19 protein-coding genes are annotated in these 17,006 nt (G+C 73.8%); 10 read left to right on the forward strand and 9 right to left on the reverse strand.

The window, feature by feature from the left end; genetic code table 11:
* The first annotated feature begins 8 nt into the window (after positions 1-8).
* Both ACIQNG_RS34950 and ACIQNG_RS34955 read left to right on the forward strand, forming a co-directional pair.
* Complete coding sequence (locus tag ACIQNG_RS34950) at positions 9-224, forward strand: helix-turn-helix domain-containing protein (RefSeq protein WP_401427646.1); 216 nt, start codon at positions 9-11, stop codon at positions 222-224.
* Between the two features lie 138 nt (positions 225-362).
* Positions 363-1,259, forward strand: a complete 897-nt coding sequence (locus ACIQNG_RS34955; protein WP_401490742.1) for an enoyl-CoA hydratase/isomerase family protein — start codon at positions 363-365, stop codon at positions 1,257-1,259.
* Positions 1,260-1,267: 8 nt separating this feature from the next.
* On the opposite strand, the gene ACIQNG_RS34960 is transcribed toward ACIQNG_RS34955, so the two are convergent.
* Positions 1,268-2,086, reverse strand: coding sequence for a nucleopolyhedrovirus P10 family protein (locus ACIQNG_RS34960; RefSeq protein ID WP_401490744.1), 819 nt, complete (start codon positions 2,084-2,086; stop codon positions 1,268-1,270).
* Positions 2,087-2,190: 104 nt separating this feature from the next.
* Between ACIQNG_RS34960 and ACIQNG_RS34965 the strand changes: the two genes are divergently transcribed.
* The 5 genes from ACIQNG_RS34965 to amaP are packed head-to-tail and all read left to right on the forward strand — an operon-like array spanning position 2,191 to position 4,636.
* Complete coding sequence (locus ACIQNG_RS34965; RefSeq protein ID WP_401427654.1) at positions 2,191-2,676, forward strand: Asp23/Gls24 family envelope stress response protein; 486 nt, start codon at positions 2,191-2,193, stop codon at positions 2,674-2,676.
* Between the two features lie 43 nt (positions 2,677-2,719).
* Positions 2,720-2,905 (forward strand): hypothetical protein, encoded by a 186-nt coding sequence (locus ACIQNG_RS34970; protein WP_401427656.1) that lies wholly within the window; start codon positions 2,720-2,722, stop codon positions 2,903-2,905.
* Positions 2,902-3,360 (forward strand): Asp23/Gls24 family envelope stress response protein, encoded by a 459-nt coding sequence (locus ACIQNG_RS34975; protein WP_401427658.1) that lies wholly within the window; start codon positions 2,902-2,904, stop codon positions 3,358-3,360. Before ACIQNG_RS34970 ends, ACIQNG_RS34975 begins: the two co-directional genes overlap by 4 nt.
* On the forward strand, positions 3,357-4,052 hold the full coding sequence (locus tag ACIQNG_RS34980; protein WP_401490746.1) for a DUF6286 domain-containing protein: 696 nt from the start codon (positions 3,357-3,359) through the stop codon (positions 4,050-4,052). Before ACIQNG_RS34975 ends, ACIQNG_RS34980 begins: the two co-directional genes overlap by 4 nt.
* Positions 4,053-4,057: 5 nt before the next feature.
* Positions 4,058-4,636, forward strand: a complete 579-nt coding sequence (gene amaP / locus ACIQNG_RS34985; protein ID WP_401490748.1) for an alkaline shock response membrane anchor protein AmaP — start codon at positions 4,058-4,060, stop codon at positions 4,634-4,636.
* Positions 4,637-4,691: 55 nt separating this feature from the next.
* Here amaP and ACIQNG_RS34990 read toward each other — a convergent pair whose 3' ends face one another.
* The 5 genes from ACIQNG_RS34990 to ACIQNG_RS35010 form a co-directional block, all read right to left on the reverse strand.
* Positions 4,692-5,447, reverse strand: coding sequence for an SDR family oxidoreductase (locus tag ACIQNG_RS34990; RefSeq protein WP_401427666.1), 756 nt, complete (start codon positions 5,445-5,447; stop codon positions 4,692-4,694).
* 5 nt (positions 5,448-5,452) lie between these two features.
* Positions 5,453-7,294 carry a glycoside hydrolase family 15 protein gene (locus tag ACIQNG_RS34995; RefSeq protein ID WP_401490750.1) on the reverse strand — a complete coding sequence of 614 codons (1,842 nt, stop codon included), beginning with the start codon at positions 7,292-7,294 and terminating at the stop codon, positions 5,453-5,455.
* A gap of 128 nt (positions 7,295-7,422) precedes the next feature.
* Positions 7,423-8,313, reverse strand: coding sequence for an SURF1 family protein (locus tag ACIQNG_RS35000; RefSeq protein WP_401490752.1), 891 nt, complete (start codon positions 8,311-8,313; stop codon positions 7,423-7,425).
* Positions 8,314-8,373: 60 nt separating this feature from the next.
* The gene (locus tag ACIQNG_RS35005) at positions 8,374-8,607 is read right to left on the reverse strand and encodes a hypothetical protein (RefSeq protein WP_376732898.1); all 234 of its coding nucleotides are present in this window, start codon (positions 8,605-8,607) and stop codon (positions 8,374-8,376) included.
* Positions 8,608-8,718: 111 nt separating this feature from the next.
* Positions 8,719-9,750 (reverse strand): DEDDh family exonuclease, encoded by a 1,032-nt coding sequence (locus tag ACIQNG_RS35010; RefSeq protein WP_401490753.1) that lies wholly within the window; start codon positions 9,748-9,750, stop codon positions 8,719-8,721.
* 245 nt (positions 9,751-9,995) lie between these two features.
* Here ACIQNG_RS35010 and ACIQNG_RS35015 point away from each other — a divergent pair, with 245 nt between their 5' ends.
* From ACIQNG_RS35015 to ACIQNG_RS35025, 3 genes are all read left to right on the forward strand, one after another.
* Positions 9,996-10,706 (forward strand): VIT family protein, encoded by a 711-nt coding sequence (locus ACIQNG_RS35015; RefSeq protein ID WP_401490755.1) that lies wholly within the window; start codon positions 9,996-9,998, stop codon positions 10,704-10,706.
* Positions 10,707-10,829: 123 nt separating this feature from the next.
* On the forward strand, positions 10,830-11,747 hold the full coding sequence (locus tag ACIQNG_RS35020) for a sterol desaturase family protein (RefSeq protein ID WP_401490757.1): 918 nt from the start codon (positions 10,830-10,832) through the stop codon (positions 11,745-11,747).
* Complete coding sequence (locus tag ACIQNG_RS35025) at positions 11,744-12,520, forward strand: lysoplasmalogenase (protein WP_401490760.1); 777 nt, start codon at positions 11,744-11,746, stop codon at positions 12,518-12,520. Before ACIQNG_RS35020 ends, ACIQNG_RS35025 begins: the two co-directional genes overlap by 4 nt.
* 7 nt (positions 12,521-12,527) lie before the next feature.
* On the opposite strand, the gene ACIQNG_RS35030 is transcribed toward ACIQNG_RS35025, so the two are convergent.
* The 3 genes from ACIQNG_RS35030 to ACIQNG_RS35040 all read right to left on the reverse strand — a co-directional run bounded on the left by ACIQNG_RS35030 (position 12,528) and on the right by ACIQNG_RS35040 (position 16,965).
* Positions 12,528-13,547: a CopD family protein gene (locus tag ACIQNG_RS35030; protein ID WP_401490761.1), complete on the reverse strand. Its 1,020-nt coding sequence runs from the start codon at positions 13,545-13,547 to the stop codon at positions 12,528-12,530.
* A gap of 246 nt (positions 13,548-13,793) precedes the next feature.
* Complete coding sequence (locus ACIQNG_RS35035; protein WP_401490763.1) at positions 13,794-15,323, reverse strand: S8 family peptidase; 1,530 nt, start codon at positions 15,321-15,323, stop codon at positions 13,794-13,796.
* Between the two features lie 115 nt (positions 15,324-15,438).
* Positions 15,439-16,965 (reverse strand): S8 family peptidase, encoded by a 1,527-nt coding sequence (locus tag ACIQNG_RS35040; protein ID WP_401490765.1) that lies wholly within the window; start codon positions 16,963-16,965, stop codon positions 15,439-15,441.
* Positions 16,966-17,006: the final 41 nt, after the last annotated feature.

The following is a 17,006-nucleotide window of genomic DNA, read 5'->3' on the forward strand; positions in this document are numbered from 1 at the left end:
AGGCACGGGTGGCCGAGACTCTGAAGAAGGGCAGCCGGGTGACCGGCGCCGCGCGCGACAAGCTCGCGGCAGACCTGAAGAAGAAGTACGACGCAGGTGCGAGCATCCGGGCGTTGGCCGAGGAGACCGGCCGCTCGTATGGCTTTGTGCACCGGATGCTCAGCGAGTCGGGCGTCACGCTCCGTGGGCGTGGCGGTGCGACGCGGGGCAAGAAGGCCGTCTAGGCCCCACCCCGGGCGGCCCCATCGGCTTCGGTGGTGACCACCCGGTCGGTCGGCCGATCGGCCGGGTGGTTACTGTGCAGTCACTTACGCGTGCCTCGCCAGGGCACGCACGCTGACCGCACCCATCGGAGGCGCCGTATGGCTTCGCCCGACCCCACCACCGACACCGGACCCGAAGTATCCGACGTACCCGAAGCGGGCGTCGCGATCGGCGCGACCGACGCGACGGCTGCGGCGGCTGTACCTGACACCGCCGACCCGGTGCTCGACCGGGACGGCGTACGGCTCACCGTGGACGACGCCATCGCCACGGTGACGCTCAGCAACCCGGCCAAGCGCAACGCGCAGAGCCCCGCTCTGTGGCGGGCGCTGACCGAGGCCGGGCGGGCGCTGCCGGGCTCCGTCCGGGTGGTCGTGCTGCGCGCCGAGGGCATGTCGTTCTCGGCCGGGCTCGACCGGCAGGGATTCACGCCCGAGGGCTTCGACGGCGAGCCGTCGTTCCTCGATCTCGCGCGCGGCACCGACGCCGAACTGGACGACGCCATCGCCGCGTACCAGTCCGCGTTCACCTGGTGGCGGCGCAGTGACCTCGTGTCCGTCGCCGCCGTCCAGGGACACGCCATCGGCGCGGGCTTCCAACTGGCCCTCGCCTGCGACCTGCGGGTTGTCGCCGACGATGTGCGGTTCGCCATGCGCGAGACCAGCCTCGGCCTCGTCCCCGACCTCACCGGCACCCATCCGCTGGTGGGCCTCGTCGGCTACGCCCGCGCGCTGGAGATCTGTGTGACCGGACGGTTCGTCCAGGCACCCGAGGCCGAGCGCATCGGCCTCGCCAACCTCACCGTCCCCGCCGACCAGCTCGACGCCGCCGTGCACGACCTCACGGCCGCCCTGCTGGCCGCCCCCCGTGACGCCGTCATCGAGACCAAGGCGCTCCTCCAGGGGGCGCACGGGCGGACGTACGAGGAGCAGCGCGTCGCCGAGCGCCAGGCACAGGCCCGCCGCCTGCGCGCTCTCGCCGGACTCGGCGAGTAGCCGCGCGGTCAGTCCACGGCCGTCACCAGCACCGCCACCGACGGACGGTCGGACAGCGCCGTGCCCACGGCCGCCCGGACCTCCCGGGCCACCTCCACGGTCCGGCGGTCCGCGTCCACCGCGACCTCCACCCGCACATGACGCCGGGGCACCGCCCCGGCGCCGTCGTCCTCACGCCGCTCGATGTGCACCGCGCGGCCCACCCCGCCCAGCGCGCCGGTCAGCCGGGTGACACCCGGGACCGCGAGGGCGGCGGCGGCGACCCGGTCCTCCTCGGAGCCGGGTTCCTCCGGATCGGCGCCGGCCGTCCCCGCCCCCCGTGACCCGGACGGCGGCACCCCGCCGCCGGGCGGTCGCTCCGATGGCCGTACGGACCCGGGGGACCGCGCCGGCTCGGGGGAGTCCTCCTCCAGGGCCGTCACCCGCAGGTCCACGTCCGTGACGGTCAGCCCGAGCCGCCCGGTCGCGATACGGGCCAGGGCCTCGCGCAGCCGTGCGGCGGTCGCGGGGAGCGGCCCGGCGGTGGCCCTCGCCGTGAAGTCGGCCGTCAGCAGCAGCGGGCCCGGCGGCAGGGCGCTCGGCGGGGGCGGGACCGCCGGTTCCCCGTCCGACCTGCCGGAAGTGTCCGCGTCGTGGGGCGTGGTGGGGGCGGGGCCGATCCTGAGCGGGCCGATCCGTACGCCGGGCACCTCGTCCGCCGCGCGCCGCACCAGTGCCGCCGCCGCGTGCTCGGTGATCCACGCCCCGTCCCGCGCGCCGCCCAGCGGCAGCAGTCTGCCGAGCCCCAGTTGCCGTCGTACCGCCCGCGTCCATTGGTCAGCCGTCATTGCCCCAGCCTGCCGCATTCCCGGCGCGGGACCGAGCAACCGCGCTTACGGTGGTCGAAGGGGCGACGATCGACGCTGAGAACGATCGAAAGGGATGTACGGCCATGACGGACACGACGGACCGGAACCGGGCGCAGGGCGCCGAGAGCGACGCCGAGAACCCCGCGGGCACCCGCAGGACCACCAAGCGCGGCGGTGGCGCCCCCGCGACCCGAGGGCGGACGACCATCGCCGACGGGGTCGTGGAGAAGATCGCCGGCCTCGCCGCGCGTGACGTCGTCGGCGTGCACGCGATGGGCAGCGGGCTCAGCCGGACGTTCGGCGCGGTTCGCGACCGGGTGCCCGGCGGCACCAAGTCGGTGACCCGCGGCGTCAAGGCCGAGGTCGGCGAGGTGCAGACCGCGCTGGACCTGGAGATCGTGGTCGACTACGGCGTGTCGATCTCCGATGTCGCCAGGGCGGTGCGCGAGAACGTGGTGGCCGCGGTCGAGCGCATGACCGGCCTGGAGGTCGTGGAGGTCAACATCGCGGTGAGCGATGTGAAGCTGCCCGACGAAGAGGACGACGAGCCGGAACCCCGGATCCAGTGACACACCGGCGAGGCGACGAACGCACCGCTGAGGGGAGCGCAGCATGAACATGGCCGTGGTCGGACTGATCGCGGGAATGGCACTGGGATTCGCCGGGTACTTCGGCGGCTTCGGGGCCTTTCTGCTGGTGGCCGCGCTGGGCGCCGTGGGGTTCGTGGTCGGCCGGTTCCTGGAGGGCGATCTGGAACTCGGCGACTTCTTCCGCGCGCGTGACGACCGCCGGCGGTGACGCCGGTGAACGACGGCGCCGAGCACGCCGAGGCCACGGGCGGGAGCGGGCCCGGCACCCTCACGCCCCACGACGACCCGGACGCCGTCCCCGTCGTGCCGCCCGCCGAGCGCGGGGCCACCCGGATCGCGGACCGGGTCGTCGCGAAGATCGCCGCGCAGGCCGCGCGCGAGGCCGTCGGCCGGCTGCCCGAGGCCGCGGGGAGCCCGCACGCCACGGTCGTCGTCCGGCCGCACGCGCGCGGCGCGGACGACGCTCCGGCCGAGGCCGCCCACATCCGCCTCCACCTCGAACTCGACTACCCCACCGACATCGGGGCCCGCTGCCGCGCGGTGCGTCACCATGTCGCCGAGCGGGTAGGCGGGTTGGTGGGCATGGAGGTCCCGGAGGTCGCCGTGGAGGTGGAGCGGCTGCACCTCCCTACGGCGTACGGCGCACAGGGGAGGACCCGATGAGCGAGTCCCACGGCCCCGACCCCGAGGGCACCACACGACGGCTGCCGGTCCTGGAGAAGGACACCGCCGACCCCGCGGGGAACGGACTCGACCAGTCCGCCTCGGCCGCCGCCTACGACCCGCCGCCCGTCCTCGACGGCGACGCGGGCGGCCGGCACAGGTTCTGGTCCGCGCGGCGCGTGCCCGCGGCCCTTGTCGCCCTGGTGGGCCTGGGCGCCGCGGGCCTCGTGCTCTACGACGTCGCCGCCGTGCGGGCCGGACGCCCGGCCATGGCGTGGCGGCGCGACCTCGCCCGGCAACTCGCCGAGCGGCCCCTGGACGACACCTGGGTGCTCACCGGCGCGGCCGTCGCCGCCGCGCTCGGCCTCTGGCTGCTCGTGCTGGCCCTGACGCCGGGACTGCGGGCCGTGCTGCCGATGCGGCGCCCCCACCCGGACGTCCGGGCCGGACTGCGCCGCGACGCCGCCGCGCTGGTGCTGCGCGACCGCGCGATGGAGGTGTCCGGCGTGCAGTCGGCACGGGTGCGGATGGGCCGCAAGCGGGCCGACGTCCGCGCGGTGTCGCACTTCCGGCCGCTGGACGACGTACGGAGCGATCTCGACACGGCGCTCGGCGACGCGATCGGGGGTCTGGGCCTGTCCCGGCCGCCCTCGCTGTCGGTGCGGGTGCGCCGGCCCGGCCGGAAGGGGTGAGGACGGTGCTCAGGACCGTCAACCGTGTACTGATCGGCGTCATCGGGCTGGTGCTGCTGGTGTTCGGCGGCGCCGCGCTCGCCGTCGGCCTCGGAGTGCGGCCGCCGTCCTGGTGGATCTACGACGGCCCCCGCGACGTCCTGCTCAGCGAGGCCGACCGCACCCGCTGGCGGGACTCCGGCTGGTGGTGGCCGACGATCATCGCGGCACTGGCCGTGCTGGTGCTGCTGGCCCTGTGGTGGCTGACCGCGATCCTGCGGCGCCGCCGCCTCTCCGAGGTGCTGGTCGACACCGGCGACGGCGAGGGCGCGCTGCTGCGGGGACGCGCGCTGGAGCACGTCCTCGCGACCGAGGCCGCGGCCCTCGACGGTGTGGAAGCGGCCCAGGTCCACCTCAAGGGCCGCCGCTCCACGCCCCGGGCCCGCGTCCGGCTCCTCCTCGAACCCCACGTGGACCCGGGAACCACCCTGACCCGCCTCACCGCCCAGGCCCTGACCCACGCCCGCGACTCCACGGGCCTGGCGTCCCTCCCGGCCGAGGTGCGTCTCAAGGGCGTCAAACACCACGCGGAACGCGTGAACTGACCCCGCGACCGTCCCCCCGCCCCGGCCCGGCAGCCGCCCCCGGCGGAGCCCCGCCTCAGAACCCGCGGCGCGAACCGCCGTCCACGGAGAGCATGATTCCGGTGAGGTAGGACGCCGCGGGGGACAGCAGGAACGCGCCCGTACGGCCGAACTCCTCCGGGGAGCCGTACCGGCGCAGCGGGATCCGTGACTCGTTGGCGACCCGGGTCGCCCGCGGATCCGCCGACAGCCCGTCCAGCTCGCGCAGCCGGTCCGTGTCGATCCGGCCCGGCAGCAGCCCGACCACCCGCACACCGCGCGGCCCCAGCTCGTCGGCCAGCCCCTTGGCGAAACCGGCCAGCCCCGGCCGCAGCCCGTTGGAGACGGTCAGCCCCGGGATCGGCTCGTACACCGAGCCCGACAGCACGAACCCGATGACACCCCCGGCCCCCAGCTCACCGGCGGCGGCGCGGGCCAGCCGCACCGCGCCCAGGAACACCGACTCGAACGCCGACTGCCACTGCTCGTCGGTGTTGTCGGCGACGAACCCGGCCGGCGGGCCCCCGACGCTGACGAGGATGCCGTCGAAGCGGCCGAACCGCTCGCGGGCGGTGGCGATCAGCCGCTCCGCCGCGTCCGGGTCGGCGTTGCCGACGGCGACCCCTGCCGCGTCCGGGCCCAGTGCCCGCGCGGCCTCGTCGGCGCGGTCCTGGTCGCGGCCCGTGATCACCACCTTCGCGCCGTCGGCGACCAGCTCACGGGCGACCGCGTTGCCCAGTCCGCGCGTGGCGCCGGTGAGGACGTACACCCGGTCCTTCAGTCCAAGATCCATGGCCCCTATCCTGCCCCGCCGCCCCCGAAGAGCGCGAGAGCGGTGCTGACGAGGCCGAGGTGGCTGAACGCCTGGGGGAAGTTGCCCAGATGCCGGCCGGAGTCGGGGTCGTACTCCTCGGACAGCAGGCCCACGTCGTTGGCGAGCGCCACCAGCCGCTCGAACAGGGCGCGCGCCTCGCGCGTACGGCCCGTCATGTGCAGGGCGTCCGCCAGCCAGAACGAGCAGACCAGGAACGCCCCCTCACCGCCCGGCAGCCCGTCCACGGCCGTCTCCCGGGCGGTGTAGCGGCGCAGCAGCCCACCGTGGTCCAGCTCCGCGCGGATCGCGTCGACCGTGCCGATCACCCGCGGGTCGTCCGGCGGCAGAAAACCCACGCGCGGGATGAGCAGCAGCGAGGCGTCCAGCTCGCGGGAGCCGTAGTACTGCGTGAAGGTGTTCCGCCCGGGGTCGAAGCCGCGTTCGCACACATCGCGGTGGACCCGTTCACGCATCGCCCGCCAGCCATCCAGGTCGCCCCCCAGCTCCGGATGGGCCTCCAGGTCGCGCACCGCGCGGTCGGCGGCCACCCACACCATCACCTTGGAGTGCACGAAGTGCCGCCGCCCGCCCCGCACCTCCCAGAGCCCCTCGTCGGGCTGCTCCCAGCGGTCGCTCAGCCAGTCCATGAGCGCGCATTGCAACGCCCACATGTCGGGCCGGTCCGCCAGCCCCGAGCGCCGCGCCAGATCGAGCGAGTCCATCACCTCGCCGTACACGTCGAGCTGGAGCTGTCGCACCGCGTCGTTGCCGATCCGCACCGGCACCGAGTCGGCGAAGCCCGACAGCCACGGCACCTCCATCTCCGGCAGCCGCCGCTCACCCGCGAGGCCGTACATGATCTGGAGGTCGGCCGGGTCGCCCGCCACCGCCCGCAGCAGCCAGTCGCGCCACGCCTCGGCCTCCTCCTGGTAGCCCACGGCGAGCAGCGCGCCGAGCGTGAGGGTGGAGTCGCGCAGCCAGCAGTAGCGGTAGTCCCAGTTGCGTACGCCGCCCAGCTCCTCCGGCAGCGAGGTGGTGGGGGCGGCCACCACACCCCCGGTCGGCTTGTACGTGAGCGCCTTGAGCGTGATCAGCGACCGCAGGACGGCTTCCCGGTGCTCACCCTGATAGGTGCACCGCGCGCTCCACGCCCGCCAGTCGTCCACGCTCGCGCGCAACGCCTCGAAGGGGTTGTTCTGCGGTGGGCGCGGCTCGTGCGAGGGGTGCCAGGTCAGGACGAACGCGACCCGCTCGCCCGGCCCGACCGTGAACTCCGAGTGGGTGCCGAAGTCCTCGCCCCAGGTGTGCACCGGCGGCTCGCTGCGCAGCCACACCGAGTCCGGTCCCGCGGTGGCCACCCGGTGGCCGCCGGATCTGCGCATCCAGGGCACGATCGACCCGTAGTCGAACCGGATCCGCAGGGTGCTGCGCACGGTGACCCGGCCGCGCAGCCCCTCCACCACCCGGACGAGGTCGGGGGCCCGGTCGCGCTGCGGCATCAGGTCCGTGACCCGGATCGCGCCCTCGTCGCTCTCCCACTCGGTGTCGAGGACGAGCGTGCCGGGGCGGTAGGCGCGCCGCGCGCACCGGCCGGTCGCGTGCTTCGGGGCGATGCGCCAGTGGCCGTTCTCCTCCTCCCCGAGCAGCTTGGCGAAGCAGGCGGCCGAGTCGAAGCGGGGCAGGCACAGCCAGTCGACCGAGCCGTCCGTCCCGACCAGCGCGGCGGTCTGCTCGTCGCCGATCAGGGCGTAGTCCTCGATGCGGGCGGCGCGGCCCGTGCCCTGCGCGGCCGGCCTCCGCGCGTCGTCGTCGTTGGTCGGGTGCACGGCTTCCGGGTTCCCGGCACGGCGGAACGGCAATCGGGGGGTACGGCCGGGCGGGTGACGGGGGAGCGGGGAGCGGGGGAGGAGGAGAGGAGAGGAGAGGAGAGGGGGCAGGGCTGGGGGGAGCAGGGTCAGGGCGCGGCCCGGACCGCCGCCGGGGCCTGGTCCTGCTCGCGTGTCCCACCGGACTCCGACTCAGACCCGGACTCGGACCCGGACTCCGACTCCGCCCCGGCCCCGGACTCCGCCCCGGAATCGGACTCCGACCCGGACGCCTCCGCCCGGTCGCGGGCCTCGCGGCGGACCAGGATGACCCAGCCGACCGGGACGGCGGCGGTGAACAGCCACCACTGGACGGCGTACGCCATGTGGTTGCCGATGCCGTCGTGGTCGGGTGCGGGGATCGCCTCGGGCAGGTCGCCCCCGGATTCGGGCGCGGTCATCTCGATGTAGCCGCCGAGCACCGGCCTGCCGAGCCGCTCGGCCTCCTGCTCGCTGCTGATCAGCATGATCTGACGGTCGGGCAGCCCGGCCACGTTCTTGATGCCGCTCTCGGCGGTCGTCTGGTCGGGCATCAGCCGCCCGGTGACCGTGATCTCGCCCGCCGGGGGCGCCGGGACCTTCGGGAACTCCGTCTGGCTCGGACCGTCCGCCGGGATCCAGCCCCGGTTGACCAGCAGCACCTTGCCGTCGCGCAGCACGAACGGTGTCAGCACATGGAAGCCGACCTTCTCGTCCTGGTTGGTACGGCGGCGTACGACGACCTCGTCCTCGGCGTCGAAGCGCCCCGTCGCCGTCACCCGGCGGTACAGGTACTCCTTGTCGACCTCGGCACCGGGCGAGGTGAGGGACTCGGCGGCCACCGGTTCGGCGGCCAGCGAGTCGGCGATCACGGTGTTCAGCTCGACCCTGCGCTCATGCCGGTGGAGCTGCCAGAAGCCCAGCTCGATCATCGTCGGGACGAGCGCGACGGCGAGCAGGGTCAACAGCACCCACTGCCGCGACAAGAGGAAGCGGTACACGCCACGACGGTACCTCCCGGGCTGTGGGGCCCTGTGTCCGGGGTGCTCGGGCCGGACGGCTCACACCCGGTCGACGATGCCCGCCCGTCCCTCCGCGCGGGCGCAGTGGGCGCCGCAGTACCAGTGGCCCTCGACCTCGACGCCCTGGCCGATGATCTGCACCCGGCAGTGTTCGCAGATCGGTGCCATGCGGTGGATCGCACAGGAGAAGCAGTCGAAGACATGCACCGCGCCCTGCGCGTGCACCTCGAAGGTCATTCCGTAGTTGTTGCCGCACACCTCGCATGTCGCCATGGGGCACAGCGTGAGCGGTCCTCGCGGCGCGGGCGAGCGGCCGTCGGGCGAGTCGCCCACATTCACTCTTCCGTACGGTCCCCCCTCCCCACCGGCGCCCCGGGCCCGCGGTCACCCCTCCGAGGCAGGTTCCACGTCCAGCAGGAGCTGTCCGAAGGCCGCCTCGTCCACCACCGGCGTACCGAACTGCCGCGCCTTGACCACCTTCGAGGTGCCCGAGTCCGGGTCGTTGGTCACGAGCAGGCTGGTCAGCCGGGACAGGCTCGTCGCCACATGCAGCCCCGCCTCGACCGCCCGGTCCTCCAGCAGCTCCCGCTCCACCGAGGTGTCCCCCGAGAAGGCGATCCGCATGCCCTGCTTGAGGCGCCCGCCGTCCTCGTACCGCCCCGGGTTCGGGTACGGGCACGCGGGCCGTTTGCGGGACGGCCGCCAGGTGCCCGGCCGGTAGCTCCCGTACCCGCCCCCGCCGTACCCGCCGCCCCCGGGAGCGCCCGGGGCGCCCGCCTGCCGGCCGATCACCGGCGCCGGACGGTCCGACCACTCGGTGAGCGGCCGGCACTCCTGCAACGGCAGCCGGACGCCGCCCTCGGCCGCGTGGCGCAGACTCGGCCGGAACGCCTCCGCGAGCACCCGCGCGTCGTCCAGCGCGTGGTGGGCCCGGCGCTGCACGACACCGAAGTGCGCCGCGAGCGTCTCCAGCTTGTGGTTGGGCAGCGGCAGCGCCAGTGCCTTGGACAGCGCGATCGTGCACAGCCGCTGACGGACCGGCGCCTCGCGCTCCGCGCGCGCGTACTCCCGGGAGATCATCTGCCAGTCGAAGACCGCGTTGTGCGCGACGAGCACCCGCCCGTCCAGCCGCTGCGCGAACTCCTCGGCGATGTCCTGGAACAGCGGGGCGCTCCCCAACTGCTCGGTCGTCAGACCGTGGATCCACACCGGCCCCGGATCCCGCTCCGGGTTGACCAGCGTGTACCAGTGGTCCTCGACCTCCCCGCGCGCGTCCAGCCGGTAGACCGCCGCCGAGATGATCCGGTCGTCACGGGCCAGTCCGGTGGTCTCCACGTCAACGACCGCGTATCCCTGCGGATATGCGGCCGGCCACGGCACGGGCGGGGACCCTGCGGTCCTGCGGTCTTCGAGCATGGTCCATGAGGATACGGGCCGGGACTGACAGTGTGTCGCCTCGCCCCGTGTCCGCACCGCACAGGCGGCCGAAGCCCGCCCACGCGCGCGTGGCACCCGGTCAAGAGCAGCGGCACGCACGGCAGTTCGGACGGCGGGCCGCGCCGCAGCTCACGGCGGGCCGTCCGGCCGCCCGCCCGCGCCCGCCCGCCGCGATCACGAGTCGGTACGCCGACGGACCCGCCCCGGGTGCCATCCTCGCGGGTGTGACGCAACCAACCCACGACGAGGCCCACGGCGGTGCGCTCGGCGCGCGGCTCAACTGGCTGCGGGCGGCGGTGCTCGGCGCCAACGACGGGATCGTGTCGACCGCCGGCATCGTCGTCGGTGTGGCCGGCGCCACCGACGTACGCGCGGCCCTGCTCACCGCCGGCCTGGCCGGACTGCTCGCCGGGTCGATGTCCATGGCGGCGGGGGAGTATGTGTCGGTGTCGACCCAGCGCGACTCCGAGCGGGCCGCGATCGCCCTGGAGCGGCGCGAACTGCGCGAGCAGCCCGAGGCCGAACTGGACGAGCTGACCGAGATGCTCCGTTCCCGTGGGCTCTCCCGGGAGGTGGCCCGCGAGGCCGCCGTCCAGCTCACCCGGCGCGACGCGCTCAGGGCGCACGCGAGCGTGGAACTGGGCATCGACCCCGACCGGCTCACCGACCCGTGGCACGCCGCCTGGGCGAGCTTCCTCTCCTTCACCGCCGGGGCGCTGCTGCCGCTGCTGGCGATCGTGCTGCCGCCGGCCGGGCTGCGGCTGCCGGTCACCGTGGCCTGTGTGCTGGCCGCGCTGGTCCTCACCGGCTGGAGCAGCGCCCGCCTGGGCGCGGCCCGGCCCGGCCGGGCGGTGCTGCGAAATGTTGCGGGAGGGGTGCTGGCGATGGCCGTCACCTATGCGGCGGGCACGCTGCTGGGGGCGGCCGGGGTGTGAGCCCGCACCGATGCCGGGGCCGGTCCATTGGCGGGGCCCACCAACAAACCACCCCCTACCGCCGGTAATACTTGTCGGTAACAACCCCTAGCCGTCGACGACCTGCCGCTTTACGGTGCCAGCATGCCGAACCTGCCCGATGTCGTGCTGTGGTCGATCCCCGCCTTCGTGCTGCTCACCGTGGTCGAGATGATCAGCGTCCGGATCCATCCCGACGAGGACGCGGCGGGCTACGAGGCGAAGGACGCCGCCACGAGCGTCACCATGGGTCTCGGCAGCCTCGGCTTCGACCTGCTGTGGAAGATCCCGATCGTCGGGCTCTACACCGCGCTGTACGAACTGACGCCGCTGCGGGTACCCGTGCTGTGGTGGACGATCCCGCTGATGCTGCTCGCCCAGGACTTCTTCTACTACTGGTCCCACCGCGGCCACCACGTCGTCCGGGTGCTGTGGGCCTGCCACGTGGTCCACCATTCGAGCCGGAAGTTCAACCTCACCACCGCCCTGCGCCAGCCGTGGACCTCCCTGACCGTATGGCCGTTCTACGTCCCGCTGATCCTCCTCGGTGTCCACCCGGCCGCGCTGGCGTTCTGCACCTCGGCGAACCTCGTCTACCAGTTCTGGATCCACACCGAGCGGATCGACAGGATGCCCCGGTGGTTCGAGTCCGTGTTCAACACGCCGTCCCACCACCGCGTCCACCACGCCTCCCAGGGCGGCTACCTCGACCGCAACTTCGGCGGCATCCTCATCGTCTGGGACCGGCTCTTCGGCTCGTTCGTCGCCGAGACCGAACGGCCCGTCTACGGACTGACCAAGAACATCGACACCTACAACCCGGTCAAGGTGGCCACGCACGAGTACGTCGCCCTCGCCCGGGACCTGAGGGCGGCCCACGGCTGGCGCGAGCGGGCCGGCCGGATCTTCAGGGGGCCCGGCTGGCAACCCCCGAGGCCGACGGCCGGCCCCACCGGGCCGACGGCCGCGCAGGCGACGGCCGAGCGGACGCCCGCGGGCGCCGAAGGGAGCGTGCGGGCATGACAGCGCACGGCACCGACCGGACCGACGGCACCGACCGGACCGACGGCACCGACCGGACCGCACGCACTGACCGGACCGCAGGCACTGACGGGACTGTCGGCACCGACCGGTCCGCCGCCCGGCGGATCGTCCCCGCGCTGTTCGCCCTCGCGGTCGCCGTCGACCTGGGCTCACTGGCGGCCGGATCCGACCTCGGGCACCTGGTCGCCAAGCCGTTCCTCATGCCGCTGCTCGCCGCCTGGGCCGCCCTGCTCGGCGCGCCCCGGCTGCTGGTCGTGGCCGTGCTGTTCGGCTGGGGCGGGGACGTCTTCCTGCTGTTCGACGCCGAGGCCGCGTTCCTCGCGGGCATGCTGTCCTTCGCCGTCGGCCACCTCTGCTACCTCGCCCTGTTCCGCCGCGGCGGCCCCGCGCACCCGCGCGCCGCGCGACTGGCCCCGGCCTACGCGATCGCCCTCGTCGGCACCGTCGCCCTGCTCTGGCCCGACCTGCCCGCCGATCTCCGGATCCCGGTCGCCGGCTACAGCGCCCTGCTGACGGCGATGGCGTACGTCGCCGCCACCCGCGTCGGTCTCATCGCCGGGATCGGCGGCGGGCTCTTCCTGCTGTCGGACACCCTCATCGCGACCGGCATCGCCGAGTGGCCGCAGGCGCCCCGCCCGGACCTGTGGGTGATGCTCACCTACCTCGCCGCGCAGTTCCTGATCGTGCGCGGCGTGCTCGACCGCCCGACCGCGCCTCGGCCCGCGCCGGACGTCCGACCGGCCCGCGCGTGAGCGCCCGTCACCACCGGATCGGCACCGGCAGCGCCGTCAGCAGTCCCGACACCGCGACGACCACCCCGAGCGCCACGACCTCCGCCCGCGCGGGCACGTACGCGCTCAGTGGATCGGCCGCGCGCCGCAGCCGGTGACGGGCCGACAGCGCGAGCGCCGCGACCGCCCCGACAAGCAGCACCTTGGCGAGCAGCACCCGCCCGTACGCGGTCTCCGTGAGCTGTTCCAGCACCGTCTCCGGCGGCATCCGCCGCAGGGTGCTCCAGAGCCCGGTCGCCGTGATCGCGGCGAGCAGAGCGACCGCCACGCGCGCGTAGAGCCCCAGCAGCGCGGCGCCCGGCCCGGGATGGCCGCGGCGGCTCCACAGCCGCAGGGTGCGCAGCGCGTACACCAGACCGCCGACCCACAGCGCCGAGCACGCGACATGAACCAGCGTCAGCGCCGATCCGACCATGGGGCTGTGCTCGACCGTGGGGTGCGCGCGCAGCGCCTCGGCGACGGCGACCGCGGCCATCGGCCACCACAGCGCGCGCCCGCCGCCCGACAGCGCGAGCAGCCCCGCCAGGGCGAACGCGTTGACCTCCAGCAGGGCGAGCTTCCCGTCCCGGGACTCGTAGAGGCCGCCGACATCGATCTCGGCGGGGCTGCCCGGCACCAGGTTGCCGGTGGCCACCATCGACGCAAGGCCCAGCGCGGCGAGGAAACCCGCTCCCGCCGCGTACGGCGCCCAACTGCGCGGCCGTGCGGCGGGGGCGCCCGGCAGCCGCCCGGCGAGCCGCTGGACGAACAGTTCGCCGACCGGCACGCACAGCGCCGCGAACAGCACCGTGCGCAGCAGCGCGATGCCGGCGGTGCCGGGCGGGGGGTCCTCCCCGGTGCCGGACAGCGCGGCGGGCGGACCGAGCAGCGGTATCAGCGCGCCCAGCGTCACCAGGACAAGCACGGCGACGGCTCCGCCCGTGCCGGGGCGCGGCTCGGCGGGGCCACCTGCCCCGGCGGGCTCGGCGGTGGGTCGTATCAAGGTCACCTCAAGAGCTTCACCAGCCGTCCGGGCCCGGACCGGGCAAGAACGGACCGGACCGGACCGGGCTGGGGGGACGATCGGCAGGACCGTGTCCCGGACTTCGGCATTTCAGTCATACGTACGATTCCGCCGGGCATCGTACTCAGGCCCCCCGGGCGCGCCGGACCCCCCTACGGTACGAGGCGCGTCCCCGGCGCATGACGGAGGCCGGACGGTGAACCACCGTCCGGCCCCGGTCGTGCCGCGGTGCTACCTCGTCACCGCGTCCAGCGCGTCCGTCATGCCCCAGCCGTAGAAGCCGTTGTAGTTCTTCGGGCCCTCGCACACCGCGTCGACCTTGCCGTCACCGTCGATGTCGTACGGGTCCGTGCAGGGGACGGCGTCGGCCTGCGCGTAGAGCAGGGCCTTGACCACGGCGGGCGGCGCCCACGGGTGGGTCGACTTGATGAGCGCGGCGACACCCGCGACATGCGGCGACGCCATCGACGTACCCGCCATGTAGCCCCACCGGCCGCCGGGCAGCGTGCCCAGGATCAGCCCGCTGGTGGCGGGCGGGGCGGGGGTCTGGTAGCGGGTCGAGTCGCCGCCGGGCGCGGCGATGTCGACGACCCCGCGGCCGTGGTTGGAGAAGGACGACTTGATGCCCTTGGCGCCGGTCGAGGCGACCGTCACGATACCGGGCAGCTGGGTCGGTATGTCGTAGCACTCCGACGGGTCCACCACCCGGTCGCCGGGCGTGGAGTCGTTGGGCGAGCTGGGGTCGGTGATCTCGTCGGCGGCGAGGTCGTAGTTCTCGTTGCCGGCCGCGGCGACATTGACCGCGCCCTTCTTCTCCGCGTACTTCGACGCCCGGGTGATGGCCTCCACGAGGGCCTTCTGGTCCGGGTCGTTCTTGCAGTTGAAGTACCACGGGTCGGTGTAATAGCTGTTGTTCGTCACATCGACGCCGTGCTCGGCCGCCCACACGAAGCCGCAGACCACGGCCTCCGTGTAGAAGAACCCGGCGGTCGTGGACACCTTGATGCCCGAGACCTTCACCCCGGGCGCCACCCCGGTCATGCCGACGCCGTTCTTGGCGGCGGCGATCTCGCCGGCCACATGCGTGCCGTGCGGGCTCTCGGCGGCGCTCGGCCGCCAGGCACCGTCGCTGGTGTCCGGCTTGCCCGTCACACAGTTGACGGACGCCTGCCGGTCGAAGTTCGGGGCGATGTCGGGGTGGGTGTCGTCCACCCCCGTGTCGATCACGGCGACCGTGACCTTGCTGCTGCCCAGCGACTTCTCGTGCGCCCGGTCCGCCTTGATGGCGGGCAGGTCCCACTGGAGCGGCTGGAGCGGGTCCTGCCCGGCCTTGGCCTCGACGTCCGCGACGTCCTCCGCCGTCAGCACCTTGGGCGTGCCCACGTCGGTGGTCGACTGGGCGGGCAGCGGCGCGGTACGGGTGGCGCCCGCGGACCGCACGCCCGGCGCCTTCCTGATGGTCTCGGCGAACCCGGTGTTCGCCGAGTGCACGACGATCACCCCGATCTGGTCGTACGCCTGGACGATCGTGCCGCCGGCCTTGGCGATCGCCTTCTTCACCTGCGCCGAAGCGCCCTTCCCGGAGCTGACGTTCACGACATAGCTGAGCGGGGGGCCGTCGGCGGCCGGCGCCGCGGCGGGGGCGGCGACGGGCTCCGCCGCGCTGGCGGTGACGTTCGGCAGGAACGCGACGGTGGTCGCCAGGGCCATCCCGACCGGGATCGCCAGCGCACGGCGGTGGCGCGAGTGAGACACAGTCATGATGAGAGTCTCTCCAGTTCGTTCACGAGAGGAGCGGAGCGTACGGGCTGCGGTGCGGCGCGGCCCCGAGCGGTGGGGCCGCGCCGCGGACAGGCGGTCGGTGGCGCCGCGCGCGCTACTTCACCGCGCGGAGCGCGTTGACGATGCCGGCCCCGTAGAAGCCGTTCGCACGCTTGCCGCCCTCGCAGACCGCGTCCTGCGTGCCGTCACCGTCCTGGTCGTACGACTCGGGGCAGGCCGTGTCGTCGGCCTGCGCCTTGAGCAGCCACTGGAGCTGCGCCGGGGACGCCTTCGGGTGCTCGGACTTCAGCAGCGCGGCGACGCCGGCGGCGTGCGGCGCGGCCATCGAGGTGCCCTGGAGGAAGCCGTACTGGTTGTTCGGCATGGTCGACAGGATGCGGCCGTTCTTCGACGGCGTGTCCGGGATCTGGTAGAGCCGGTCGCCGCCCGGCGCCGCCACGTCCACCACCCGCTCGCCGTACGAGGAGTAGTACGACTTCAGGTTCTGCACCCCGGTCGCGCTGACCGTGACCACACCCGGCAGCTGGGTCGGCACGTCGAAGCACTCGGACGGGTCGATCACCCGCTCCACCGGCGTGCTGTCGTCGGGGCTGGAGTCGTCGAGGATCTCGTCGGCGGCCAGGTCGTGGTTGGAGTTGCCGGCCGACGCCAGGTGCAGCGTGCCCTTCTTCTGGGCGTACAGCTGGGCCCGGTTCACCGCGTCGACGATCGCCTTCTGGTCCGGGTCGTTCAGGCAGTTGTACAGCCACGGGTCGACGTAGTAGCTGTTGTTCGTTATCTCGACGCCGTTGTCGGCGGCGAACACGAACGCGCAGACGACGTTCTCCGGGTAGAAGAGACCGTTGTCCGGGTCGCTCACCTTGATGCTGGACACCTTGACGCCGGGCGCGACCCCGGCGACGCCTATGTTGTTGCGGGCCGCGGCTATCTCACCGGCGACATGCGTGCCGTGGTAGTCCGCGGCGGTGTACGGCCGCCAGGCGCCCTCACTGGTGTCGGCCACACCGCCCACGCAGTTGGCGGACTGCGACGGGGAGAAGTTCGGTGCGAGGTCCGGGTGGGTGTCGTCCACGCCGGTGTCGATGACCGCGACCGTCACCTTCGAACTGCCCGGGTTGATCTTCGCGGCCTTGTCCGCGCCGATCGCGCGCAGGTCCCACTGGTCGGCCTCCAGCGGCTCCGCGCCCGGTGTGGCCGCGGCCGTGGTCCGTGCCGCCTCGGCCGCCGACAGATAGTCCGCCGAGCCCTGGTCGGTGGTGCCCGCGGCGACCAGCGGCGCGGTGCGCGTGGCACCCGCCGTCTGCACCCCGCGCGCCTTGCGGATCTGCGGGCCGAAGTCCGGGTTCGCCGAATGGACGACGATCACACCGATCTTGGCGTACGTGGTCACGACCGATCCGCCGGCCGCGGCGATCGCCTTCTTCACCGACTCGATGGTGCGCCGGTCCGCCTTGGTGTTGACCACGTACGCCAGGCTCGGCGCCTCCTGCGCCGTCAGCGCGGCGGGCTCGGCGACGGGCGCGGCCGTCGCGGTGGCGGGCAGGAAGCCGAGGGAGGCGGTCAGCGACAACGCGACGGGCACGACAAGCGCGAGCCGACGTCTGGAAGGCAGATGAGCCATGGGGTCTCCACATCATCCGGAAACGAGACCGGCCCGAGACA

Source organism: Streptomyces sp. NPDC091377 (genome assembly GCF_044757045.1).
In the GTDB taxonomy this organism is placed as follows: Bacteria; Actinomycetota; Actinomycetes; order Streptomycetales; family Streptomycetaceae; genus Streptomyces.